A 21,788-nucleotide genomic window follows, 5' to 3' on the forward strand; every position below is an offset into this window, starting at 1 on the left:
CCGCCGCGGTCCGTGCAGGTCAGACCTGCATCTCCTTGGTGGCCGACAATTTCAGGTCGGGATAGTCGCGCGCGACGCGGTCGATATCCCATTGCAGGCGGGTCATGAACACGATGTCGCCGTCATGGTCATGGGAAATATGCTGCTTGTTGGCGTTGACGAATTTGTCGACGGCATCGCGCGGGCCGGTGACCCAGCGGGCGCTGGTGAACTGGGTGGGCTCGAACCGCACGGGCAGGCCGTATTCCAGCTCGATCCGGCTGGCCAGAACCTCGAATTGCAGCTGGCCGACAACGCCCACCACAAAGCCCGCGCCCATCATCGGCTTGAACACCTTGGCGGCGCCTTCCTCGGCGAATTGCATCAGCGCCTTGTCTAGGTGCTTGGCCTTCATCGGGTCGCCCGCGCGGCAGTTTTGCAGCAGCTCGGGCGCGAAGGACGGGATGCCGGTGACGCGCAGGGCCTCGCCCTCGGTCAGGGTGTCGCCGATGCGCAGCTGGCCATGGTTGGGGATGCCGATGATATCGCCGGCCCAGGCCTCTTCGGCTAGTTCGCGGTCAGAGGCCAGGAACAGCACCGGGTTCGAGATTGCCATGGGTTTCTTTGACCGCACATGGGTCAGTTTCATGCCGCGCTGAAAATGCCCCGAGGCGAGGCGCACAAAGGCCACGCGGTCGCGGTGTTTGGGGTCCATGTTGGCCTGAACCTTGAACACGAAACCGGCGACTTTCTTTTCCTCAGGGGCGATCTTGCGCGGCTCGGCGGCCTGCACCTGCGGCTCGGGGCCATAGGCGGCGATGCCGTCCATCAGTTCCTTGACGCCGAAACTGTTGATCGCGCTGCCGAACCAGATCGGGGTCATGTGGCCCTCGAGCACCGATTGCGGGTTCAGCGCGGGCAGCAGCTCGCGCGCCATCTCGACCTCTTCGCGCAGCTGTTCCAGCAGATGCGCCGGGATGTGCTGTTCCAGCGCGGGGTCGTCCAGGCCTTCGATCTTGATGCTTTCGGCCACCTTGTTGCGGTCGGCGCGGTCCATCAGCTCCAGCCGGTTGCGCAGCATGTCGTAACAGCCCAGGAACTCGCGCCCCATGCCGATCGGCCAGCTGGCGGGGGTGACGTCGATGGCCAGGTTTTCCTGGATCTCGTCGATGATCTCGAACGTGTCGCGGCTTTCGCGGTCCATCTTGTTACAGAAGGTCAGGATCGGCAGATCGCGCAGGCGGCAGACCTCGAACAGCTTTTGCGTCTGGCTTTCCACACCCTTGGCGCCGTCGATCACCATGATCGCGGCATCCACCGCCGTCAGCGTGCGGTAGGTGTCTTCGGAGAAATCGCTGTGGCCGGGGGTGTCGACCAGGTTGAACCGGTAGTTGCCGAAATCGAACGACATGGCCGAGGCCGAGACCGAAATGCCCCGGTCCTGTTCCATCTTCATAAAGTCCGAGCGCGTGCGCCGCGCCTCGCCCTTGGCACGCACCTGACCGGCCATCTGAATGGCACCCCCGTAAAGCAGGAATTTTTCGGTCAAGGTCGTCTTGCCCGCATCGGGGTGCGAGATGATCGCAAAGGTGCGGCGCCGCGCGATTTCAGGCGGCAATTCGGGGCGGTTCTGGGTGCTGTCCAACATGCGCGCGATATAGGGCAGGGCGGGGCAAAGGGCAATCGGGATGATCAGATTGATGTCGTAGGGGGCAGCGTCGGTGGGGGTGGTGCTGGCGGCAGTCCGCTTGTTGTTAACACGTCCCAGATTTTTGAAACCAGCTCGGCACCGTCTGGCCCGAAAAGATACCCGCAAGTGCCGACAAGGGCGGTCGCTCCTGCGCTACCTAGAGCGGCGATGAGTATTTGACGGCGAGCGGAGGGCTGGTTGGCCAGCAGCCCGACCAACCGTTCAATCTCGTCCTTTTGCTGGGCAACGATTGCCTCCAGCTCTGCAATCCGCAGGTCCTTGGCGTCGGCCTGTTTCAATGCGCCCGCAACCGATCGTAAGGCTGTGGCGAACCCAAGCAGCAGCTCTGGGTCTTCGGGAGAGTTTATCCGGGCGTCGCAAACGGCCTGTTCGATCTGGGCAGCAACATGTTCCGCAGTACCCGCCGATGCCGGGGCTGTTTTGAGAAGAAAGGCAACATGCGCGCGCAGTTCCGGAGTCGCGGAGGCGGGCGATGGTGCAATGCCATTTTCTTTGCCTGTCAGGACTGGCGATTGATCCAGCGGTTCGTTGGCACCGTTGGGTGCGGCACTTTCCGGATCATCCGCGTTGGTCTCGTCGAGTTCCTCTGGCACATGGGGATCAGGCCAATGGGGGGGATGTTCCAGACCCTCGGGCAGAATGGTGCCGGTATCACCGTCCATCATATCGACCTGTTCTTGGGTGAGGCCGATGGAAGCGGATAAGTCTGTGTAGGTTGGCGTTCCACCATCCGTCGGCCCTAACTTTGTGTAAATTGTTGTTACCTTGACACCAGTTAGGTCAGCCTCTCTCAGGTTTGTTTCCCCAAGGCGGCATATTCGTAGGTCCGCGTTTGTGAGGTTAGCCATCATTATGCTGGCGTCCTCGAGGTTCGCCCCGCTGAGGTCAGCCGCCGTGAGGTTAGCTCCTTTGAACTCTGCCTCTGTAAGTTTTGCTCTTACTAAGAGCACTCGATGGAGGTTGGCCTGTTCGAGGTTGGCCCTGACAAGATCTGCGGTTCTGAAGCGGGCATAACTAAGGTCTGCCCATCTTAGATCGGCCCCAGTGAGAATTGCATCCTCAAGGTTTGCATGTCGAAGGTTTACCCCTTTTAGTGGAATTCGAACGTTCGCAGGCCGTATTCCAGCCTCGTAATATGCGCCACGAATATCAAACCCCGACAAATCCGGCTCAAAATCCTCCCATTCCCGCCGCGCGTTCCAAGCCTCGACGCCTTCCAGCAGCCATTCCAGATGTTGTGGGTTGCCCATCTTTGCCCCTTGCCTGACGGGAAAAGATTAGGCGGGGTGCGGCGGGCTGTAAATGTCTGATGGCTCAGGTTTTCTTGCCCTTCAGCCGTTCCAGCGCGCTGCGGTCGGCCTCGGTGCCGAAATGGGGTTGCTGGTTGCGACTGGGCAGGGTGCTGGTGACGTCGCGGGCCATGTCTTCGGGCAGGCGGGCCAGGTTGGCGGCGTTGACCAGCAGGCTCTCGGTCGGGATGTATTCGGCATAGATGATCTCGTGCCGGTCAAAGGCCAGGTGGAAATATTCGACGAACCCGCCGCGGCGGATGAACACCGTGTCGTCATCCACCAGGTCGCGGGCCTTGATCAGGGTTTCGGGGGTTTCCGACAGTCTTAGCGGGCCGCGCCGGTAGATGAACACGCGCTGGTTCTGGCTGACGATCAGGTCGGATTCGTTCGACAGCGTGCCTTTCGAGATCACCACCGGGGCGCAGGCGCCCACGGCGCGCATGGTGCGGCGGCCGATCCAGCGGACGGGCTGGGGGCCGTTGTCGCGGGTCAGGACGGTATCGCCGGGGGACAGGTCCTCGACCGTGCGCTGGGTGCCGTCGGCCAGGGTGATCTTGGTGCCGCGGGTAAAGGCGACGGGTGTGGTGTCGGTCAGGCGCACCTCGCCCGCGTCGGGGGCGGCGGCCAGCAGCGTGTAGGGCACGCGCGGCTCGATCGGGGTCAGGGGCAGGACATAGAGGCTGGCCTCGGACCCGTCGGCGGGGCTGTGGCCGATCAGGATCAGGTCGATCTTGTCGCCATCGGGCGCCAGCAGGGTCAGCCGCCCCTCGAGCAGCAGCGCATCGCCCGGCGCGCCGACCTCTGATCCGGCGGCGACCTGGTGGCCCGCGGTGCGGTCCATGAAGCGGTTGCCGGGGTGATCGGCGTGGCCGGTGGTGTCGTGCACGGTCAGGTCCAGCGCGCGGCGGTCATCATAGAGCGTGTAGACATCGCCCAGGCAAAGCTCATCAACCAGCCCAAGCGGATCGCCCAGGTTCGCGCCAGAGGTGACCTCGAAATCGGCGGCGGAAAAGATCAGGGCGGAATAGCTGGCCGCGATGCCTGTGCCGCTGGTTCCTGCCACTTGTTACACCTCCCGCCGGGATGGGCCTGTTGCCCGATCCTCGTTTGGCGGATCATAGAAACAGGTGACGCGGCGGTCAACGCGCTGGCAGGGGTTTTCCCAGTTGGGGCAGGGTGATAACCATGGGAAAACGCAGGATCGGGAGGTTTGCAATGGATCTGGGGATTGCAGGAAAACGGGCGCTGGTCTGCGCGTCATCCAAGGGTCTGGGGCTGGCTTGCGCACGGGCGCTGGCCGAGGCCGGTGTCGCGCTGGTGATGAACGCGCGCGGGGCCGAGGCGCTGGAAGCGGCGGCCGAGGCCATTCGTGATGAGTTCGGCGTGCCGGTCACCACGGTGGCGGCGGACGTTACCTCGGATGCGGGGCGCGCGCAGGTTCTGGCCGCGGCGGGGCAGGTTGATATCCTGGTGACCAACGCCGGCGGGCCGCCGCCCGGCATGTGGACGGATTGGGAGCGCGAGGATTTCATCAAGGCGCTGGATGGCAACATGCTAACCCCGATCGCGCTGATCAAGGCGCTGGTGCCGGGGATGATCGATCGCGGCTGGGGCCGGGTGGTCAACATCACCTCGCAGGCGGTCAAGGCGCCGATCCCGGTGCTGGGGCTGTCAAACTCGGCACGGGCCGGGCTGACGGGCTATGTGGCGGGCACGGCGCGGCAGGTGGCGCCGCACGGCGTGACGATCAACAATCTGCTGCCCGGCATTCACGCGACCGCGCGGTCCGAGGGGCTGGATGCGGGTGCGGCGCGTGATCAGGGCATTACCCCCGACGAGGCGCGCGCCCAGCGGCAGGCGACCATCCCGGCCCGCCGCTATGGACGCCCCGAGGAATTCGGCGCCACCTGCGCGTTTCTGTGTTCACAACACGCCGGGTTCATCGTCGGGCAGAACATCCTGCTGGATGGCGGCGCGATCAATACGACGCTCTGAGGCGGGCTTGCCGGGGCGGGCGCGGGGTGCTATGCCCGGCCCAATCCCGACAGGTTCGCTCGGGTATGAGGGCCGCACGTGACCGAAACCAAACCCCGGCTGGAAATCCGCAACATCATGCGTCGCTTTGGCGGTCGCACGGTGGTGGATGACGTGTCGCTGCGGGTGATGCCGGGGCAGGTGACCTGCCTGCTGGGGCCGTCGGGCTGCGGCAAGTCGACGACGCTGCGCATCATCGCCGGTGTCGACATGCAGGACAGCGGCGAGATCTATATCGACGGCAAGCTGGTCTGCGACACCGTGTTCCGCATCCCGCCCGAACGGCGTTCGGTGGGCCTGATGTTCCAGGATTTCGCGCTGTTCCCGCATCTGACTGTCGGTGAAAACGTGGCCTTTGGCCTGACCGGCCCCAAGGATCAGAAACGCGCTCGCGCCGAAGAGATGCTGGCCCGCGTCGATCTGATGCGCTTTATCGACAACTATCCGCACCACCTGTCGGGCGGCGAGCAACAGCGCGTGGCCCTGGCCCGCGCCCTGGCGCCCCGGCCCGGCGTGATGCTGATGGACGAGCCCTTTTCCGGCCTCGACAACCGGCTGCGCGACGATATCCGCGATGAAACACTGGGCCTGCTGAAAGAAGAGGGCGCGGCCGTGCTGTTGGTGACGCATGAGCCCGAAGAGGCGATGCGCATGGCAGATGAAATCGCCCTGATGCGCGGCGGCAAGATCGTTCAGGATGGCGCGCCCTATAACATCTACAACGCCCCTGTTGACCGGGCGGCAGCGGCGTTCTTTTCCGACGTCAACGTGATCAGCAGCTGTGTTCAGGGGCTGCTGACCGACACCGCCTTTGGCCAGTTCATGACCCCCGCCATCCCCGATGGCACCGAGGTCGACATCATCATCCGCCCCCAGCACGTCAAGATCGAGTTCGACCGCAACGGCAACCCGCCCGCGCCGACGCCCGAAAACGGCGTGCCGGCCCGCGCGCGGGTGGAACGGGCGCGGTTCATGGGGTCCGAAAGCCTGGTCGAGTTCCGGTTGGAGTATGACGGCTCGATGATGAAGGCGACGGTGCCGGGCGTTTTCCTGCCCAAACCCGACACGCCGATGTGGCTGATGATCCGCCGCGATCGCTGTTTCGTCTTCCCGCATGGGACGTGATTTGCGCCGGGGGCAAGAGATATGCAAAATATTGCAAGAAAAGTGTCTGACCGTGCGGAATCGGGCTTTGATCTGCCGCCCAGACTTCATAAATGTGTCAGGCAGAAAGAATAACACGGCGCGGGGCCGATCGCCCGCGCTTTTGGGAGAACTGAAATGCTCAACAATATCGGCCTTCCCGGCCTGCTGCTGATCGCCGTTGTCGTGCTGGTGCTGTTTGGCCGTGGCAAGATTTCGTCGCTGATGGGCGAGGTTGGCAAAGGCATCACCGCCTTCAAGAAGGGCGTCAAGGATGGCACCGAAGAGCTGAACAGCGTCGAGAATGCCAAGGACGTGACCCCGGAAACCGACAAGGACAAGGTCTGATCCAGACCGTCCGATCCTTTCGCGGGTGAAACATGTTTGATCTCGGCTGGTCCGAACTTCTTGTCATCGGGGTTGTGGCGCTGATCGTGGTGGGTCCGAAAGACCTGCCCGGCATGTTCCGCACGCTTGGCCGGTTCACCGCCAAGGCCAAGCGCCTGGCGCGCGATTTCCAGCGCGCCATGGACGAGGCCGCGGACGAGGCCGGGGTCAAGGATGTGGCCACCGATCTGCGCACCCTGTCGAACCCGCGCAAGATGGGCATGGACGCGCTGAAAGACGCCACCGCCGAATTCGAGAAGTGGGAGCCCAAGTTCAAGGACGAGGGCCTGTCGGACGACCGCGCCGAGGCCGCGCGCAAGATCAGCGAGGCCGCCGCCAAGAAAGCCTCGGACCGCAAATCCGCCGAGGCCGCAGCCGCCGAGGCCGAAACCGACGCCGCGCCACAGCCCGACGTGCCGCCCGCGCCCAAGAAAGCGCCCGCCAAGAAGGCCCCCGCGAAAAAGGCCACGGCAAAAAAGGCGCCCGCCAAGAAGGCCGCTCCGAAAAAGACCGCCGCCAAGGCCGGCCCAAAATCCGCCAAGAAGAGTGACGCATGAGCGAAGCCGACAACCTGGATGATTCCAGCGCCCCGCTGATCGAGCATCTGGCCGAGCTGCGCACGCGGCTCATCCGGTCTGTTCTGGCCTTTGTCGTGGGCATGGTGATCTGCTTTTCCTTTGGTGGCACCATCCTCGATTTCCTGCTGGTCCCGATCGAGAACACCATGCGCGCGCTGGGCAACCCGAACCCGGTGATGCAATACACCGCGCCGCAGGAATATTTCTTTACCCTGATCCGCATCTCGATGGTGGGCGGCCTGGCGATTTCCTTCCCGGTGATCGGTTATCAGCTGTGGCGCTTTGTGGCGCCGGGGCTTTACCGGTCGGAAAAAGACGCGTTCCTGCCCTTCCTGCTGGCCTCGCCGCTGCTGTTCCTGCTGGGGGCATCCTTCGCGCAGTTCGTGGTCGTTCCGCTGGCGATGCAATTCTTCCTGGGCTTTGCCGACCTGCCGTCGATGGTCGCGGCCATGGTGACGGGCGCCGAGGCAACTTCGGACACGCCCGATCGCGGCATCGACATCGTGTTCAACGGTAAGGTCAACGAAACCCTTGATATCACGCTGAAAATGATCGTGGCCTTTGGGCTGTGCTTTCAGCTGCCGGTGCTGCTGACGCTGATGGGCAAGGCCGGGCTGGCTTCGGCCAACGGGCTGCGCACCACGCGCAAATACGCCGTGGTGGGCATTCTGGCCGTTGCCGCTTTGGTGACGCCGCCCGATGTCACCACCCAGATCATCCTGTTCGCCGTGGTCTACGGCCTGTACGAAATCTCGATCTTCCTGGTCGCCCATGTCGAGAAAAAGCGCGAGGCCGACCTGCGCGCCCAGGGCCTGTGGGATGACGACGAGGACGAAGACGACGAAGAGGCCGCCGACGAGGTCAACGCCGCCTTTACGCCCACCAAGGACGACCCTCTGCTGGATGAATTCGACGACGACGAGCCGAAAAAATGACCGAGCACGAGGCGCTGACCCGGATTGCCGAGGCGCTGGAACGCCTCAGCCCGCCGCCCTCTGACGCGCCCGATATTGCCGCCGCAGATGCCTTCGTGTGGCATGTCGCGCCCGACCGCCTGACGCCGGTGCCCCGGGTCAACCGGGTGGACCTGTCGCTGCTCTTGGGCATCAACCGCGTCCGCGACATCCTGCTCGAGAACACCGCGCAGTTCGCCCGCGGCCTGCCCGCCAACAACGCCCTTCTGTGGGGCGCGCGGGGGATGGGAAAATCCTCTCTGGTCAAGGCCGTGCATGCCGAAGTGCGCGCAAGGGGCCTGCCGCTGAAACTGGTCGAGATCCAGCGCGAAGACCTGCCCTCGGTCGCGCGCCTGCTCAACCACCTTCGGGCCTCTGACGCGCGGTTCATCCTGTTCTGCGATGACCTGTCGTTCAGCCATGACGACCAGCATTACAAATCGCTCAAGGCGGTGCTGGACGGCGGCATCGAAGGTCGGCCCGACAATGTGGTTTTCTACGCCACCTCGAACCGCCGCCACCTGATGCCACGCGACATGATCGAAAATGAACGCTCCAGCGCCATCAACCCGTCCGAGGCGGTCGAAGAAAAGGTCTCGCTCTCCGACCGGTTCGGCCTCTGGCTGGGCTTCCACCCCTGCAGCCAGGACGAATACCTCGCCATGATCCGCGGCTATTGCAACGCCTATGGCGTGACAATCGACGACGAGACCCTGCGGGCCGAGGCGATCGAATGGCAGGCCACCCGTGGCAGCCGTTCGGGCCGCGTCGCCTGGCAATATTTCACCGACCTAGCCGGGCGCCGGGGCGTGAGAATCTGACCTCTTTCATCTTGGCGAAAATACCTCTGCCAGAGGCACCTGAGCGGCCCCCGAAGGGGCCGCGAGGCATGAACATGACCGGCCGACAGGCCGGTCTCAGTTCAGATAGGGCATCGGATCGACACTGTCGAACCCTTCGCGCACCTCGAAATGCAGGAAGGGCGCCGCGCCGCCGCGAACGGCCGCGATGGTCTGGCCACGGCTGACCTTGTCGCCCTTGGACACGGTGATGTTGTCAATATTGGCATAGACGGTCAGCAGGCTGTCGTCGTGGCGAATGACCAGGATCGGCACCTGCTCGGTGTCGCGGGTGATCGCGGCCACGGTGCCCGAGGCGGCCGCCTTGACTGGGCTGCCGGCGCTGGCGGCGATGTCGATGCCTTCGTTCTTTTTCGCCTCGAATGCCCGGATGATCGACCCGTTCACCGGCATGGTCATGCGGCCATCGTCGGATTTGTCCTCGGACAGATCGGTCTGCGGCACGGCCACGGGGGCGGTGCGGGGGGCCTCGTCGCGGGGCAGGGGGCGCGCGGCGCTGGGCGGGGTCGGCACCGGGCTAGTGCCTCCGGGCGGCGTTGCTGCGGCAGTGTCAAAGCCGCCCTCGGTGCCGGTCGGGATCAGCAGATACTGGCCCTCGCGCACGGCATAGCCCGGCCCCAGCGCGTTCCATTCGGCCAGGCTGCGCACGGTCACGTCATAGCGGCGGGCGATGGAATAGGCGGATTCGCCGCGTTCCACGCGGTGGCGGATCGGCTCTGGCCCGACGGCGACCATGGTGCCGTCGGTGGTGGTGGCAACGCCGGTCTGGCCGCCATCGGCGCGTTCGATCGCGCCACCGGCCAGGGTGGTGATATCAATCGAGTCAGCCGACTGGATCGGCCCGGTGGTGATCGAACCGGTCAGCGGCGAGGGTTCCTCGACGCGGTTGGGCAGGGCCAGCAGCTCGCCCTCACGCAAGGGCGCGCCGCGGTTGATGCCGTTATAGCGGCTCAGCTCTTCGGGCGAGAGCCCAAGCCGCATGGCCACATCGTCAACCGTGTCGCCACGCTGGGCGACGGCCACCTGATAGGTGGGATAGGAGATCACGCCGCGGGCGTCGGGCTCGGGGCGGGCCATGCGGGTTTCGCGGGCGGCCGCTGCGGTGCTGGCACCGCCCGGGCGCAGGTCGATGTCGAAATCATTGCACGCCGTCAGCGCCATCAGCGCGACAAGCGGCAGGGTCATACGCGGGGAAAACGCCATAGCTCTGTCCTCAATCCGGCCGCCCCGCGTTGATCCGGGGTTCGGCTGTTCACTCTTGCCCGATGCCTTCGACCAGCGGCACGAACCGCACGGGGCGCAACTCTTCATACTCTAGCCCGGTTTCGCTGCGCGTGACCTTGATCAGGTGCTGCACGGCGTCCGACTGCCCGACGGGCACCACCATGATACCGCCTATGCGCAACTGCGCCAAGAGGGGGCCGGGCGGGTCTTCGGCGGCGGCCGTCACGATGATGCGATCAAAGGGTGCCTGATCGGGCAATCCGAACGATCCGTCGCCCAGCATGGCGGTGACATTGGTCAGCCCCAGCGCATCGAACCGGTCCTGCGCCTCGCGCACAAGGCGGCGGTGGCGCTCAACCGTATAGACCCTGCGCGCCAGCTGGCTGAGGATCGCGGCCTGATAGCCCGACCCGGTGCCCACCTCGAGAACCTTGTCGCGCGGCTGCACCCGCAGGGCCTGGGTCATCAGCCCCACGACCGAGGGCTGGCTGATCGTCTGGCCGCAGGAAATCGGCAGGGGCATGTCTTCGTAGGCGCGCGGCTCAAACAGGCCGCGCACAAAGGCGCCGCGATCGATCTTTTCCATGGCGGTCAGAACGCGGCTGTCTGTCACCCCGCGCGAGCGCAGCGCGAACAGGAATTGCATCTTGCGTTCTGCGGCGTCGCTCATTCCAGGCGGTCTTTCAGTGCGGCCAGCGTGTCATGGGCGGTCAGATCGGCGCGCATCGGCGTGACGGCGATATAGCCCTCGAGGTTGTTGGCGACGTCGGTGCCGGGCAGGGTGGGGGTACGCTGGCTGCCGCCCTTGATCCACAGGAACCGCCGCCCCGAGGGCGAGATATGCGGCTCGACCGCGAAGAATGAATCGCGGCGATAGCCCTGCGGGCTGACGCGCAGGCCCTTTGTCTGGCCCTTGCGCACCGGCGGAAAGTTCACGTTGTAGAACACGCGGTAATCCTCGGCCTGCCAATGGCCGTGATCCAGCAGTTTCCGCACGGTTTCGGCGCCATGTTCGATTGCTGATTCAAAATGCAGGTCGCGCAGGTGGTTATCGGGGCCTAGATATTGGGAAAGTGCAATCGCCGGCAGGCCCTGCAGAGCCGCCTCGAGCGCCGCGCCCAGCGTGCCAGAGTAAAGCGCGTTCTCGCCGGCGTTGTTGCCGCGGTTAACGCCCGACAAAACCAGGTCGGGCCGGCGGTCGGACAGCACGTCATAGATGCCCGCCATCACGCAATCGGCGGGAGAGCCCTCGGCGGCAAAGCGGCGCTCGCCCAGCTGGGCGATCATCATCGGATGGGTATAGGAAATCTTGTGCGCGACGCCCGATTGTTCAAAGGCGGGGGCCACGGTCCAGACCTCGCCGGTGGGGCCGGCAAGCTGGTTCGCGATGTCTTCCAGAACCTTCAGCCCGGGGGCGTTGATGCCGTCGTCATTGGTGATCAGAATGCGCATATCGCCGCCCCGGGTTGCCTGCCTGTTTCCTCAATAAGCGAGCAGACCCATGGCGGCAAGCGATGCGTCAGCCCAGCTCGGCCAGCAGGCGCTGTGCCTCATCGGCGGGCTGGGTCAGAGGGCTGCGGTCTTCGCCGGGATAGAACCGGGCGCGGGTCGCGGTGGGCATCGGTGCGGGGGCAAAACGATGCACGCGCATCTGACCGGTTTTCGCGGTTTCCTGCGCCCAGGCGTCAAACAGCGCACGCTGTGCCGATTTCGCGGCAGCATAGGCGCCCAGGAATTTGCCCGCGTTGGGATCGTCGACAAAGACGGCCGTGCCGGCGCCCGAGGCGATCAGCAGCGGCGACACGAACGGGATCAGCACGCCGGTCGCCTGCACGCCGGTGGTGACGACCTTGGTCCAGTCCTTGACGTCGAGGTGATCGGCCGGGGTCAGCGGCGGCACATGGATGGCCGTGTGCACCCACAGGTCCAGCTTGCCCCAGCGGTCATGAACCGAGCGGCACAGGTGGCGCATGGCGTCGGGGTCGGTGACATCCATCGGGGCCAGGGTCGGCTGTTCGCCGCCGCGGGCCTTGATGCGGTCGTCCAGTTCCTCGAGCGCGCCGGTGGTGCGCGCCACGGCGATGACATGCCAGCCATTGACGGCCAGCTCTTCGGCAACCGCCGCGCCAAAGCCGCGCGAGGCACCGGTGACAAGGGCAAGTTTCTGTTCACTCATGCGGGCGGTTTGCTGTGCTTTGGGCTAGAGGTCAAGGCCCAAGCGCGCTAGACCCGACAATAGGCAAGAGGCAGAAAGACGCAGCATGGTCGAGATCACCTTTGTCCGGCATGGACAGGCCCAGACCGGGGCCCCCGACGAACACAGCTATGACCATCTCAGTGACCTGGGGCGGCAACAGGCCGACTGGCTGGGCCAGTATATGGCCGAGTGCGGGCATGGGTTCGACCATGTGATCTCGGGCACGCTGAACCGCCAGCGCGACACGGCGCAAATCGTGGCCGGGCATCTGGGGCTGGACGTCAGCCAGGATGCGCGTCTGAACGAGATGGATTATTTCGGCCTGTCCAATTCGCTGAAGGAAACTCACGCGCTGGATATTCCCGACAGCCGCGAGACGTTCGTTGCCCATGTGCCCCAGGTTCTCAGCGCCTGGCAGCAGGGCCAGATTCACAGCCACCTGGAACGGTTCGACCAGTTCCAGACCCGCGTGCACGAGATGATCGCGGTGTCAGAGGATCTGGGCGGGCGGGTGATGCTGGTGACTTCGGGCGGGGTGATCAGCATGGCGATGCGGCTGCTGTTGCAGTTCGAGGTGCAGGTGCATGCGAATATCCTGCTGCAGATCTTCAACACCTCGATCCATCGGTATGTGAAAACCGACGGGATGCTGGCGCTAGAGACCTTCAACGCGGTGCCGCATCTGGATCTGCCGTCGCGCCAGGAGGCGCGCACACGCATCTAGCGGCAGGATGCGCGCACCCGGATCTAGGCTTATTCGGCGGCTTTCAGTTCAAACCCCTTGGCGATCATGTCGCGCGGGGCCACGGGGTATTCGCCCGAGAAACACGCATCGCAATATTGCGGGCAGGCGGCGTTGCGGCCCTTGGTTTCGCCCACGGCGCGGTAAAGGCCATCAAGCGAGATGAATTTCAGGCTGTCCACGGCCAGGTGGTCGCGCATTTCCTCTTCGGACATGGTCGCGGCCAATAGCTTGTCGCGCTGCGGGGTATCGACGCCGTAGAAGCACGGCCAGGCGGTCGGCGGGCTGGCGATGCGGAAATGCACCTCGGCGGCGCCTGCGTCCAGGATCATTTCCTTGATCTTGCGGCTGGTGGTGCCGCGCACCACGCTGTCATCGACCAGGATGACGCGCTTGTCCTTGATCAGGGCGCGGTTGACGTTCAGTTTCAGGCGCACGCCCATGTTGCGGATCTGTTCGGTCGGCTCGATGAAAGTGCGGCCCATGTACTGGTTGCGCACGATACCCATCGCAAAGGGAATGCCGCTTTGCTGGCTGAACCCGATGGCCGCCGGGGTGCCGCTGTCGGGTACGGGGCAGACCAGATCGGCCTCGACCGGGCTTTCCTTGGCCAGTTCCACGCCGATCTGGCGGCGGGTTTCATAGACCGAGCGCCCGCCCAGAATGCTGTCAGGGCGCGAGAAATAGACATGTTCGAAGATGCAGAACCGCGGCTGGGCGCGCTCGAACGGGTGAAAGCTTTGCACCCCTTCCTTTTCCGAGATCACGACCATCTCACCCGGCGCCACTTCGCGCACGAATTCGGCGCCGATGATGTCCAGGCCGCAGGTTTCCGACGACAGCACCCAGCCCTGACCCAGGCGGCCCAGAACCAGCGGGCGCACGCCCATCGGGTCGCGCACGCCGATCAGTTTCGTGCGGGTCATGGCGACGACGCTAAAGGCGCCCTCGACCCGGCGCAGCGCGTCCTTCATCCGCTCGGGGATGTTGGTTTGCAGGCTGCGGGCCATCAGGTGGATGATGCATTCGCTGTCAGAGGACGACTGGAAGATCGAGCCACGCCCGATCAGTTCCTTGCGCAGCGCATCGGCGTTGGTGATGTTGCCGTTATGGGCAATCGCCGCGCCGCCCATCGAGAATTCGCCAAAGAACGGCTGCACGTCGCGGATCTGGGTGTTGCCCTTGGACCCGGCGGTGGAATAGCGCACATGGCCGATCGACAGGGCCCCGGGCAGGGTCTCCATCAGCGAGGCCTTGGTGAAATTGTCGCGCACATAGCCGAAGCGGCGTGCCGAGCTGAAGCCAAAGGCGGGGTCATGGGCGACGATGCCACCGGCCTCTTGGCCGCGGTGCTGAAGGGCATGCATGCCGAGGGCAACAAAGTTCGCCGCGTCGGCAACGCCGATCACGCCGAATACGCCGCATTCCTCTTTCAGCTTGTCATCGTCGAACGGGTGACTGGGGGGCATCTCGCGCATCTCAGCGGGGCTCCGAATCCGTTTCAGGTCAGGTTGGGCCTTACTTAGTCGGTTGTGCCGCCGGTGTCACGAAAGGATCACAAAACAATTCGTGCCACCTGTGCGGCGATCAACTGGCGCCGCAGGTGCCCACCAGGATGTCATAGCGGTTGGTCAGCCAGCCAAGGGCCTGCGCGGGGTCGCGTTCCTGGATCTTGTCGGTCAGCAGGGCGAACACCTGGGCCGACCGGCTGTCGTCGATCTCGGCAATCGGGTCGCCGACCAGAACGGCCTCGTAGATGAAAAAGGCGACAGCGACCAGCAGGATGCCACGCGCAACGCCAAAGAGCATGCCCAGCCCCTGATCGACGCCACCAATGGCCGAGCGCTGCACCGCCGAGGACAAAAGCGGCGTGAACAGCGACACCAGGATCAGGGCGGCGGCAAACACGGCGGCAAAGGCGGCCAGAATGCTCAGCTCGCAGCTGTCGCCGATGATTTTATCGATGACCGGCACCTGCTTGATTAGCGGTTGTGCCTGGGGGGCGAACATAAAGGCCAGAATCGCGGCGGCGATCCACCCGGCGATGGCCATGCCTTCGCGCACAAGGCCGCGCGAGTAGGCCAATAGCGCAGAGAGAATGATGACGGCAGCCACCACCCCGTCCACAATGGTGAAACCTTCCATGCCTGCTCCTTCCGTGGCGCCCTACCCAGCCCCGAATGTCTCTCCAACAAAGGCCGTGAGGTCCGCCATCTGGCGCAGTTTCAGGCCCGCCCCGTCGCCGGTCTTGCCGCGCGCGGGGGTTATAGCATTGGTGAAACCAAGTTTTTGCGCTTCTTTCAACCTGTTTTCGGTCTGGCCGACGGGGCGTAATGCCCCCGACAGGCTTATCTCGCCGAAAATGACGGTGTCGGCGGGCAGGGCGATGTCCTCGCGCGCGCTGAGCAGGGCGGCGGCAACGGCAAGGTCGGCGGCGGGTTCGGTGACTTTCATGCCGCCCGCGACATTCAGGAAAACGTCGAGCCCGGCAAAGGGGATGCCGCAGCGCGCCTCGAGCACGGCCAGCGTGGTCGACAGGCGGCCGCTGTCCAGCCCCACCACCGTGCGGCGCGGGGTGCCAAGGGGCGAGGGCGCGACAAGGGCCTGGATCTCGGTCAGCACGGGGCGGGTGCCCTCGATGCCGGCAAAGACCACCGAGCCGGGGGCGGGGGTGTCGCGGTCGCTGAGGAACAGGGCCGAGGGGTTGGGCACCTCAGAGAGGCCCTCGCCGGTCATTTCGAACACGCCGATCTCATCAGCCGGGCCAAAGCGGTTTTTGACCGCGCGCAGGATGCGGAACTGGTGGCCGCGCTCGCCCTCGAAATAGAGGACCGTGTCGACCATGTGTTCGACGACGCGGGGGCCGGCGATCTGGCCTTCCTTGGTGACATGGCCCACCAGGATGACGGCGATGCCGGTGCGCTTGGCGAATGTCACAAGCTCATGCGCGGCGGCGCGCACCTGGGCGACGCTGCCCGGCGCGCTGTCGACATTGTCGGCCCACATGGTCTGAATCGAGTCGATGATGGCCAGCTGCGGGCGCTCGGCCTCAAGCGTGGTCAGGATATCGCGCAGGTTGGTCTCAGCCCCCAGCTTGACCGGCGCATCGGCCAGTCCCAGCCTTTGAGCGCGCATGCGCACCTGGGCGCTGGCCTCTTCGCCCGAGATATAGATGCATTTGAGGCCCGCGCAGGCAAAGCGCGCGGCGGCCTGCAACAGCAGGGTGGATTTGCCGATGCCCGGATCGCCGCCCACCAGAATGGCCGAGGCCGGCACCAGCCCGCCGCCTAGCACGCGGTCGAGCTCGCCCAGGCCGGACTGGCTGCGCGGCGGCGGGGCCTCGTGCCCCGACAGATCGGACAGGGCCATGGCGCGGCCCCGGCTGGCGCCAAGGGATTTCGCGGCCGGGCCAGAGGACAGCGGGGCCTCTTCGATGATGCAGTTCCATTCGCCACAGGCGTCGCAGCGGCCGGCCCATTTCTTGTGCGCGGCGCCGCAGGAGGTGCAGGTAAAGGCATTTGCGAGTTTAACCATGTTGCATTTGTGCATGGTTTGTTCTTATTTGTCCAGCGCGGAAAATGGGCGCCGCGCGGTCTCTGATGCGTCGGTCAAGCCGGATCGTCAGTTCCCCGATGCCCGAGATTTCGCAAGCGCGTTCCACAGCTGTTCAGCGGCGGGGTTCAGGCGGCGCTCGGGGTTCGAGATCATGCGCAGCTCGCGGCGCGCAACGGGTGTTTCAGGGCTGAGATACCCGATGTCTTGACGGTTCAGCATCAGGCTGTCGGGCAGCACCGTCGCGCCAAGCCCCTCGCGGACAAAGGCGATCAGGGCGGTGGTGTTGCGGGCCTCAAGGTTGCACGAGTCCACGAGGTCACGCACGACAGGGTGGGGGACGAGGTCGCACAGGGGGTTGCCGATGAGCGGCTCCAGGCCAAGAAGCGTCCAGTCGGGCGCGGCCCCGTCAGCGATGGCCTGGGCGATCTTGCCGCGCGGAGAAAACGCGATTCCCAGTTTGTCGCGCAGGATGGCAACGCCGTCGGTATCGTCATCAATCGCGCCCGTAACGATGCCGATATCCGCCTCTTCCAGCCGCACGCGCCGGCGCACCGATGCACTGTCGACATCGCTGATTTCGAGCCTCACGCCGGGATGGGTCTGGCGGAACGCGGCCAGGGCTTGTGGCAACAGCGCCGCCGTCGCAGAGGGGACGGCGGCAATCCGGACCGTGCCCGCGATCGAGGTCGTCAACCGGCGGATGGCGTCGGTGCTGGTCTGAAAGACATCGGTGGCGCGGATGGCCTCGGCCAGGACCATCTCGCCCAGCAGGGTGAGCTGGTTCTTGCGATCTCCCTCGAACAGGGGCGCGCCGATATTGGCCTCGAGCTGCGCAAGCGTCATCGACACGGCCGAGGGCGTTCGCCCCAGCACAGCCGCGGCCTGTGAGAGCGCGCCCTTTTCGGCCACCACGCGAAAGGTGCGCAACATTTCGAGTTTGATTGCCATTTCAAAAATCCTGAAAAAACGTTCAATAGTTCAAGATTGCCTGAAATGAACCATCGCGTCTAGGGTCTCTCTGACAAAGGGAGTTCAGCATGATTCACAACACGGGCATTCATATCGCAGGGCGTTGGGAGCAAGGCGCATCACTGGTCGAGAACCGCAATCCCTCGGATCTGGCGGATGTGATCGGCGAGTATGGTCAGGCTGACGCCGCGAAACTGGATGAGGCTCTGGCCGCGGCGCGCAAGGCGCAGGTCGTCTGGTGGCGTGCCGGCGTTCAGAAACGCCATGACGTTCTGATGGCGATCGGCACCGAGCTGATGGCGCGGGCCGATGAGATCGGCCAGATGGTATCGCGCGAAGAGGGCAAGCCGCTGGCCGAAGGCCGTGGCGAGGTCTATCGCGCCGGGCAGTTCTTTACCTATTATGCCGCCGAGGCCCTGCGCGGCCATGGCGACCTGGCCGAAAGCGTGCGCCCGGGCGTCGAGATCGATGTGCGCCGCGAGCCGGTCGGCGTTGTGGCGATCATCAGCCCCTGGAACTTTCCCGTGGCCACTCCGGCCTGGAAAATCGCCCCCGCGCTGGCCTTCGGAAACGCCGTTGTGTGGAAGCCCGCGAACCTGACGCCCGCATCCGCCTGTGCGCTGACCGAGATCATCGTGCGCCAGGACATTCCCGCGGGCCTGTTCAACCTGGTGACCGGTCCGGGCCGCGAAGTCGGTCAGCGGCTGGTCGAAAGCCGGGAAGTCGACGCAATCAGCTTTACAGGGTCGGTTTCGGTCGGGCGCGGCATCGCTGCCAGTGCGATTGCGAACATGACGAAGATCCAGATGGAGATGGGTTCCAAGAACCCCATGCTGATCATGGACGATGCCGACCTCGATCTTGCTGTGTCGCACGCGGCCAACGCGGCGTTCGGCGGCACCGGGCAGAAATGCACCGCGGCCTCGCGCCTGATCGTGCACGAGGCGGTGCATGATACGTTTGTCGAGAAACTGACCGCGGCAGCCAGGGCCTTTACGGTCGGTCACGCGCTGGCTCAGGGCACTCAGATCGGGCCGGTCGTGTCCGAGGGGCAGCTTGCGCAGAACCTCGGATTTGTTGAACTGGGCAAGTCCGAAGGGGCAGAGCTGCTGTGCGGCGGCGACCGCGTTCAGCGCGAGACCGAGGGCTATTTCCAGGCCCCCGCCGTCTTTGCGAACACCCGCAACGACATGCGGATCAACCGCGAGGAAATGTTCGCGCCGATCACCTGCGTCATCAAGGCGGGCAGCTATGACGAAGCGCTTGCGCTAGCCAATGACAGCGAGTTCGGCCTGACCGCCGGGATCATGACCCGCTCGCTTTCGCGCGCCAGCCATTTCCGCGCCAACATGCGCGCGGGCTGTGTGATGGTGAACCTGCCGACTGCCGGAACGGATTATCACGTTCCCTTTGGCGGGCGCGGGGCTTCGTCTTACGGACCGCGCGAACAGGGCCGCTATGCCGCCGAGTTCTACACCACCGTCAAGACCGCCTATGTCGCGGCGGGGGTGCCGGAATGACCCCGCTGATTGATGGTCTGCAATATGCGAACTGGTCGGAAAAGATCTTTCGCCAGATGCGCGATGGCGGCGTTGATGCCGTCCATGTGACGATCACCTATCACGAGACCTTTCGCGAAACGGTGCTGAACATCGAACGCTGGAACCGTTGGTTCGAGCAATTTCCCCACCTGATCTTTCTCGGACGCACGGCGGCGGATGTCGCCCGGGCGCGCGAAACCGGGCGCACGGCGATCTTCTTTGGCTCGCAAAACCCGTCATGCATGGAAGACGATATCGGGCTGATCGAGGTGCTGCACACGCTGGGTCTGCGGTTCATGCAGCTGACCTATAACAACCAGTCGCTTCTGGCGTCGGGCTGTTACGAGGCCGATGACACCGGCCTGACCCGGATGGGCCGCGAGGTCGTGGCCGAGATGAACCGCGTGGGTCTTGTCGTGGATATGAGCCATTCGGGCGAGCGCTCGACCCTGGAGGCGATCGAGCATTCGACCCGTCCGATCGCGATCACCCATGCCAATCCACATGACTGGCATCCGGCGCTGCGCAACAAATCCGAGACCGTGCTGCGTGCCCTGGGGCAAAGCGGCGGGATGCTGGGCTTTTCGGTCTATCCGCATCACCTCAGGGGCGGCAGCGCCTGCGACGTGACCGACTATTGCGAGATGATCGCGCGCACCGCCGATCTGATGGGTATCGACCATGTCGGGATCGGCACTGACCTGTGCCAGGATCAGCCTGACAGCATCGTCGAATGGATGCGTGTCGGCCGCTGGACCAAGGTCATCGACTATGGCGAGGGCAGCGCCGCCGCCCCGGGCTTTCCGCCGATGCCCGAGTGGTTCGCCGACAACCGCGATTTCGGCCGCATAGCCGCCGGCCTTCGGGCCACGGGGATGGCCGAGGCCGATGTCGCCGCCGTGATGGGCGGCAACTGGCTTCGTTTCTTCGAAAAGAGTTTCGCACCGAAGACCAAGGAGGGGTCGACGCTGCATCGCGCCGCCGAGTGACGGCCCGAACCTAACGATCTTTAAGGGAGGAGATCATGACTGACACCACCGAGACCCGCACCCGAGGTGCGTGGCTGGGCCGCGTGGACAAACCGCTTTTCGCGGTTACCGGAGGCTTTATCCTGCTGTTCTGCGCGCTTGCGCTGATCAGCATCGACACCCTGTCGGCCATGGTCGACTGGGGGTTCAATTTCGCGGCCACTTATTTTGGCCTTTACTGGCAGATCCTGCTGTTGGCGACCTTCGTCATCGGTATCGCGATCTGTTTCCTGCCGGGCAGCCGTTCTGTTCTGGGCCGTATGGAGCGCCCGGAATTCACCACCTTCCAATGGGCGGCGATGATCATGTGCACGCTGCTGGCCGGGGGCGGGGTCTTTTGGGCCGCGGGCGAGCCGATCGCGCATTACCTGTCGACCCCGCCGCTGTTCGGAGATCTGAGCAGCGACCCGCAGGCGCAGGCCAATGCCGCGCTGGCGCAGTCCTACCTGCACTGGGGTTTCCTGGCCTGGGCGATCCTTGGGTCGCTGACCACGATCATGCTGATGCATTATCACTATGACAAAGGTCTGCCTCTGGCGCCGCGCACGCTGCTTTACCCGGTGTTCGGGGATCGCGCGATCAATGGCCCGATCGGGCTGATCGCGGATGCGTCCTGCATCATCGCCGTGGTTGCGGGGACGGTGGGGCCGATCGGTTTCCTGGGGCTTCAGATGTCTTACGGGCTGAACGCGCTGTTCGGCATTCCCGATGGCTTTACCACCCAGGCCGTGATGATCCTGGCGCTGGCCGGCATCTACACGATCTCGGCGATCTCGGGCCTGGAAAAGGGTATCCAGTTCCTGTCCAAGGCCAACGTGATCCTGGCATTTGCGCTGCTGGCCTTCATGCTGATTGCCGGGCCGACCGTGTTCATCTTCAAGGGCTTTTTCGGAGGCTTGGGCACCTATGTGTCGAACTTCGTCGACATGGCGATGTATCGTGGCGATGCGGGGATGTTCGGCGCGCCCGGCTGGCTGGGCTGGTGGACCGTGTTTTTCTGGGGCTGGTTCCTGGGCTACGGGCCGCTGATGGCGATCTTTATCGCCCGTGTCAGCCGTGGCCGTTCGATCCGCTCGATCATCATCATGCTGTCGATCATCGCGCCGCTGATCACCAACTTCTGGTTCACGATCATCGGAGGGTCGGGCATCGCGCTTGAGCAGATGACCCCGGGCATCATCTCGGGGCCGTTCGAAGGGTTCAACCTGCCCGCCGGTCTGCTTGCAATCACCCAGGCCATGCCGCTTGGATTTATCCTGTCGGCGCTGTTCCTGGTGCTGACGATGATCTTCGTGGCCACCACCAGCGACTCGATGAGCTTTGTCATCGCGACCGCGATGTCCAGCGACAACCCCTCGACGCCGCTGCGCGCCTTCTGGGGGATCGCGATGGGGGTCATGGCCCTGATCCTGATCTCGACAGGGGCGGGCGGTATCGGCAAGCTGCAAAGCTTTATCGTCGTGACCGCGGTGCCGGTGTCGCTGGTGTTGCTGCCTTCGATCTGGGACGCGCTGCGCATCACGCTGGCGCTGGGCCGCAAGTAAGTGAAGCGCCGGGCGGGGTTCGCCTTGCCCGGCAGCATCTTCCGCTCAATG

21 protein-coding genes are annotated in these 21,788 nt (G+C 64.5%); 10 read left to right on the forward strand and 11 right to left on the reverse strand.

Annotated elements, in window-relative coordinates; all coding sequences use genetic code 11:
- Positions 1 to 19 precede the first annotated feature (19 nt).
- The 3 genes from OE856_RS01550 to OE856_RS01560 form a co-directional block, all read right to left on the reverse strand.
- Positions 20 to 1,627, reverse strand: coding sequence for a peptide chain release factor 3 (locus OE856_RS01550; RefSeq protein WP_263714286.1), 1,608 nt, complete (start codon positions 1,625 to 1,627; stop codon positions 20 to 22).
- A 44-nt stretch (positions 1,628 to 1,671) separates the two neighbouring features.
- A complete protein-coding gene (locus tag OE856_RS01555) occupies positions 1,672 to 2,940 on the reverse strand; it encodes a pentapeptide repeat-containing protein (RefSeq protein WP_263714287.1) in 1,269 nt (422 codons plus the stop codon).
- Between the two features lie 64 nt (positions 2,941 to 3,004).
- Positions 3,005 to 4,045 (reverse strand): Hint domain-containing protein, encoded by a 1,041-nt coding sequence (locus tag OE856_RS01560; protein WP_263714288.1) that lies wholly within the window; start codon positions 4,043 to 4,045, stop codon positions 3,005 to 3,007.
- 152 nt (positions 4,046 to 4,197) lie between these two features.
- Between OE856_RS01560 and OE856_RS01565 the strand changes: the two genes are divergently transcribed.
- From OE856_RS01565 to OE856_RS01590, 6 genes are all read left to right on the forward strand, one after another.
- A complete protein-coding gene (locus OE856_RS01565) occupies positions 4,198 to 4,977 on the forward strand; it encodes an SDR family oxidoreductase (RefSeq protein WP_263714289.1) in 780 nt (259 codons plus the stop codon).
- Positions 4,978 to 5,094: 117 nt separating this feature from the next.
- Positions 5,095 to 6,141, forward strand: coding sequence for an ABC transporter ATP-binding protein (locus tag OE856_RS01570; RefSeq protein ID WP_263714831.1), 1,047 nt, complete (start codon positions 5,095 to 5,097; stop codon positions 6,139 to 6,141).
- Between the two features lie 156 nt (positions 6,142 to 6,297).
- Positions 6,298 to 6,507 (forward strand): twin-arginine translocase TatA/TatE family subunit, encoded by a 210-nt coding sequence (locus OE856_RS01575; RefSeq protein ID WP_263714290.1) that lies wholly within the window; start codon positions 6,298 to 6,300, stop codon positions 6,505 to 6,507.
- 32 nt (positions 6,508 to 6,539) lie between these two features.
- Complete coding sequence (gene tatB, locus OE856_RS01580) at positions 6,540 to 7,103, forward strand: Sec-independent protein translocase protein TatB (protein ID WP_263714291.1); 564 nt, start codon at positions 6,540 to 6,542, stop codon at positions 7,101 to 7,103.
- Positions 7,100 to 8,059, forward strand: coding sequence for a twin-arginine translocase subunit TatC (gene tatC, locus OE856_RS01585; RefSeq protein WP_263714292.1), 960 nt, complete (start codon positions 7,100 to 7,102; stop codon positions 8,057 to 8,059). Before tatB ends, tatC begins: the two co-directional genes overlap by 4 nt.
- Entirely contained in the window at positions 8,056 to 8,898 is an 843-nt protein-coding gene (locus tag OE856_RS01590) for an ATP-binding protein (RefSeq protein ID WP_263714293.1), read from the forward strand. Before tatC ends, OE856_RS01590 begins: the two co-directional genes overlap by 4 nt.
- Before the next feature lie 96 nt (positions 8,899 to 8,994).
- Here the strand turns inward: OE856_RS01590 and OE856_RS01595 are convergent, their stop codons facing one another.
- The 4 genes from OE856_RS01595 to OE856_RS01610 all read right to left on the reverse strand — a co-directional run bounded on the left by OE856_RS01595 (position 8,995) and on the right by OE856_RS01610 (position 12,337).
- Positions 8,995 to 10,140 (reverse strand): peptidoglycan DD-metalloendopeptidase family protein, encoded by a 1,146-nt coding sequence (locus OE856_RS01595; protein WP_263714294.1) that lies wholly within the window; start codon positions 10,138 to 10,140, stop codon positions 8,995 to 8,997.
- 49 nt (positions 10,141 to 10,189) lie between these two features.
- Positions 10,190 to 10,831, reverse strand: coding sequence for a protein-L-isoaspartate(D-aspartate) O-methyltransferase (locus tag OE856_RS01600; protein WP_263714295.1), 642 nt, complete (start codon positions 10,829 to 10,831; stop codon positions 10,190 to 10,192).
- Complete coding sequence (gene surE, locus OE856_RS01605; RefSeq protein WP_263714296.1) at positions 10,828 to 11,613, reverse strand: 5'/3'-nucleotidase SurE; 786 nt, start codon at positions 11,611 to 11,613, stop codon at positions 10,828 to 10,830. The genes OE856_RS01600 and surE overlap by 4 nt, the downstream gene beginning before the upstream one ends.
- A gap of 67 nt (positions 11,614 to 11,680) precedes the next feature.
- Complete coding sequence (locus OE856_RS01610; RefSeq protein WP_263714297.1) at positions 11,681 to 12,337, reverse strand: SDR family NAD(P)-dependent oxidoreductase; 657 nt, start codon at positions 12,335 to 12,337, stop codon at positions 11,681 to 11,683.
- 85 nt (positions 12,338 to 12,422) lie between these two features.
- Between OE856_RS01610 and OE856_RS01615 the strand changes: the two genes are divergently transcribed.
- On the forward strand, positions 12,423 to 13,082 hold the full coding sequence (locus OE856_RS01615) for a histidine phosphatase family protein (RefSeq protein WP_263714298.1): 660 nt from the start codon (positions 12,423 to 12,425) through the stop codon (positions 13,080 to 13,082).
- Between the two features lie 29 nt (positions 13,083 to 13,111).
- Here OE856_RS01615 and purF read toward each other — a convergent pair whose 3' ends face one another.
- The 4 genes from purF to OE856_RS01635 form a co-directional block, all read right to left on the reverse strand.
- Positions 13,112 to 14,569, reverse strand: coding sequence for an amidophosphoribosyltransferase (gene purF, locus OE856_RS01620; protein ID WP_263714832.1), 1,458 nt, complete (start codon positions 14,567 to 14,569; stop codon positions 13,112 to 13,114).
- 118 nt (positions 14,570 to 14,687) lie between these two features.
- Positions 14,688 to 15,245, reverse strand: coding sequence for a CvpA family protein (locus tag OE856_RS01625; protein ID WP_263714299.1), 558 nt, complete (start codon positions 15,243 to 15,245; stop codon positions 14,688 to 14,690).
- Between the two features lie 21 nt (positions 15,246 to 15,266).
- Complete coding sequence (gene radA, locus OE856_RS01630) at positions 15,267 to 16,634, reverse strand: DNA repair protein RadA (RefSeq protein WP_263714300.1); 1,368 nt, start codon at positions 16,632 to 16,634, stop codon at positions 15,267 to 15,269.
- A gap of 87 nt (positions 16,635 to 16,721) precedes the next feature.
- Positions 16,722 to 17,603, reverse strand: coding sequence for a LysR family transcriptional regulator (locus tag OE856_RS01635; RefSeq protein ID WP_263714301.1), 882 nt, complete (start codon positions 17,601 to 17,603; stop codon positions 16,722 to 16,724).
- 89 nt (positions 17,604 to 17,692) lie between these two features.
- On the opposite strand from OE856_RS01635, the gene OE856_RS01640 reads away from it, so the two are divergent.
- The 3 genes from OE856_RS01640 to OE856_RS01650 are packed head-to-tail and all read left to right on the forward strand — an operon-like array spanning position 17,693 to position 21,737.
- Positions 17,693 to 19,144, forward strand: a complete 1,452-nt coding sequence (locus OE856_RS01640) for an aldehyde dehydrogenase family protein (RefSeq protein ID WP_263714302.1) — start codon at positions 17,693 to 17,695, stop codon at positions 19,142 to 19,144.
- Positions 19,141 to 20,154 (forward strand): dipeptidase, encoded by a 1,014-nt coding sequence (locus OE856_RS01645; protein ID WP_263714303.1) that lies wholly within the window; start codon positions 19,141 to 19,143, stop codon positions 20,152 to 20,154. The genes OE856_RS01640 and OE856_RS01645 overlap by 4 nt, the downstream gene beginning before the upstream one ends.
- 35 nt (positions 20,155 to 20,189) lie before the next feature.
- Complete coding sequence (locus tag OE856_RS01650; RefSeq protein WP_263714304.1) at positions 20,190 to 21,737, forward strand: BCCT family transporter; 1,548 nt, start codon at positions 20,190 to 20,192, stop codon at positions 21,735 to 21,737.
- Positions 21,738 to 21,788 lie beyond the last annotated feature (51 nt).

The sequence above is a fragment of the Actibacterium sp. XHP0104 genome, from assembly GCF_025751515.1.
GTDB lineage: Bacteria > Pseudomonadota > Alphaproteobacteria > Rhodobacterales > Rhodobacteraceae > Actibacterium_D.

Excerpts from the sequence above, each read along its gene's own strand:
- OE856_RS01550 (WP_263714286.1), bottom strand. The coding sequence starts at position 1,627 with ATGTTGGACAGCACCCAGAACCGCCCCGAATTGCCGCCTGAAATCGCG.
- OE856_RS01555 (WP_263714287.1), bottom strand. The coding sequence starts at position 2,940 with ATGGGCAACCCACAACATCTGGAATGGCTGCTGGAAGGCGTCGAGGCT.
- OE856_RS01565 (WP_263714289.1), top strand. The coding sequence starts at position 4,198 with ATGGATCTGGGGATTGCAGGAAAACGGGCGCTGGTCTGCGCGTCATCC.
- OE856_RS01570 (WP_263714831.1), top strand. The coding sequence starts at position 5,095 with ATGCGTCGCTTTGGCGGTCGCACGGTGGTGGATGACGTGTCGCTGCGG.
- OE856_RS01575 (WP_263714290.1), top strand. The coding sequence starts at position 6,298 with ATGCTCAACAATATCGGCCTTCCCGGCCTGCTGCTGATCGCCGTTGTC.
- tatB (WP_263714291.1), top strand. The coding sequence starts at position 6,540 with ATGTTTGATCTCGGCTGGTCCGAACTTCTTGTCATCGGGGTTGTGGCG.
- tatC (WP_263714292.1), top strand. The coding sequence starts at position 7,100 with ATGAGCGAAGCCGACAACCTGGATGATTCCAGCGCCCCGCTGATCGAG.
- OE856_RS01590 (WP_263714293.1), top strand. The coding sequence starts at position 8,056 with ATGACCGAGCACGAGGCGCTGACCCGGATTGCCGAGGCGCTGGAACGC.
- OE856_RS01595 (WP_263714294.1), bottom strand. The coding sequence starts at position 10,140 with ATGGCGTTTTCCCCGCGTATGACCCTGCCGCTTGTCGCGCTGATGGCG.
- OE856_RS01600 (WP_263714295.1), bottom strand. The coding sequence starts at position 10,831 with ATGAGCGACGCCGCAGAACGCAAGATGCAATTCCTGTTCGCGCTGCGC.
- surE (WP_263714296.1), bottom strand. The coding sequence starts at position 11,613 with ATGCGCATTCTGATCACCAATGACGACGGCATCAACGCCCCCGGGCTG.
- OE856_RS01610 (WP_263714297.1), bottom strand. The coding sequence starts at position 12,337 with ATGAGTGAACAGAAACTTGCCCTTGTCACCGGTGCCTCGCGCGGCTTT.
- OE856_RS01615 (WP_263714298.1), top strand. The coding sequence starts at position 12,423 with ATGGTCGAGATCACCTTTGTCCGGCATGGACAGGCCCAGACCGGGGCC.
- purF (WP_263714832.1), bottom strand. The coding sequence starts at position 14,569 with ATGCCCCCCAGTCACCCGTTCGACGATGACAAGCTGAAAGAGGAATGC.
- OE856_RS01625 (WP_263714299.1), bottom strand. The coding sequence starts at position 15,245 with ATGGAAGGTTTCACCATTGTGGACGGGGTGGTGGCTGCCGTCATCATT.
- radA (WP_263714300.1), bottom strand. The coding sequence starts at position 16,634 with ATGGTTAAACTCGCAAATGCCTTTACCTGCACCTCCTGCGGCGCCGCG.
- OE856_RS01635 (WP_263714301.1), bottom strand. The coding sequence starts at position 17,603 with ATGGCAATCAAACTCGAAATGTTGCGCACCTTTCGCGTGGTGGCCGAA.
- OE856_RS01640 (WP_263714302.1), top strand. The coding sequence starts at position 17,693 with ATGATTCACAACACGGGCATTCATATCGCAGGGCGTTGGGAGCAAGGC.
- OE856_RS01645 (WP_263714303.1), top strand. The coding sequence starts at position 19,141 with ATGACCCCGCTGATTGATGGTCTGCAATATGCGAACTGGTCGGAAAAG.
- OE856_RS01650 (WP_263714304.1), top strand. The coding sequence starts at position 20,190 with ATGACTGACACCACCGAGACCCGCACCCGAGGTGCGTGGCTGGGCCGC.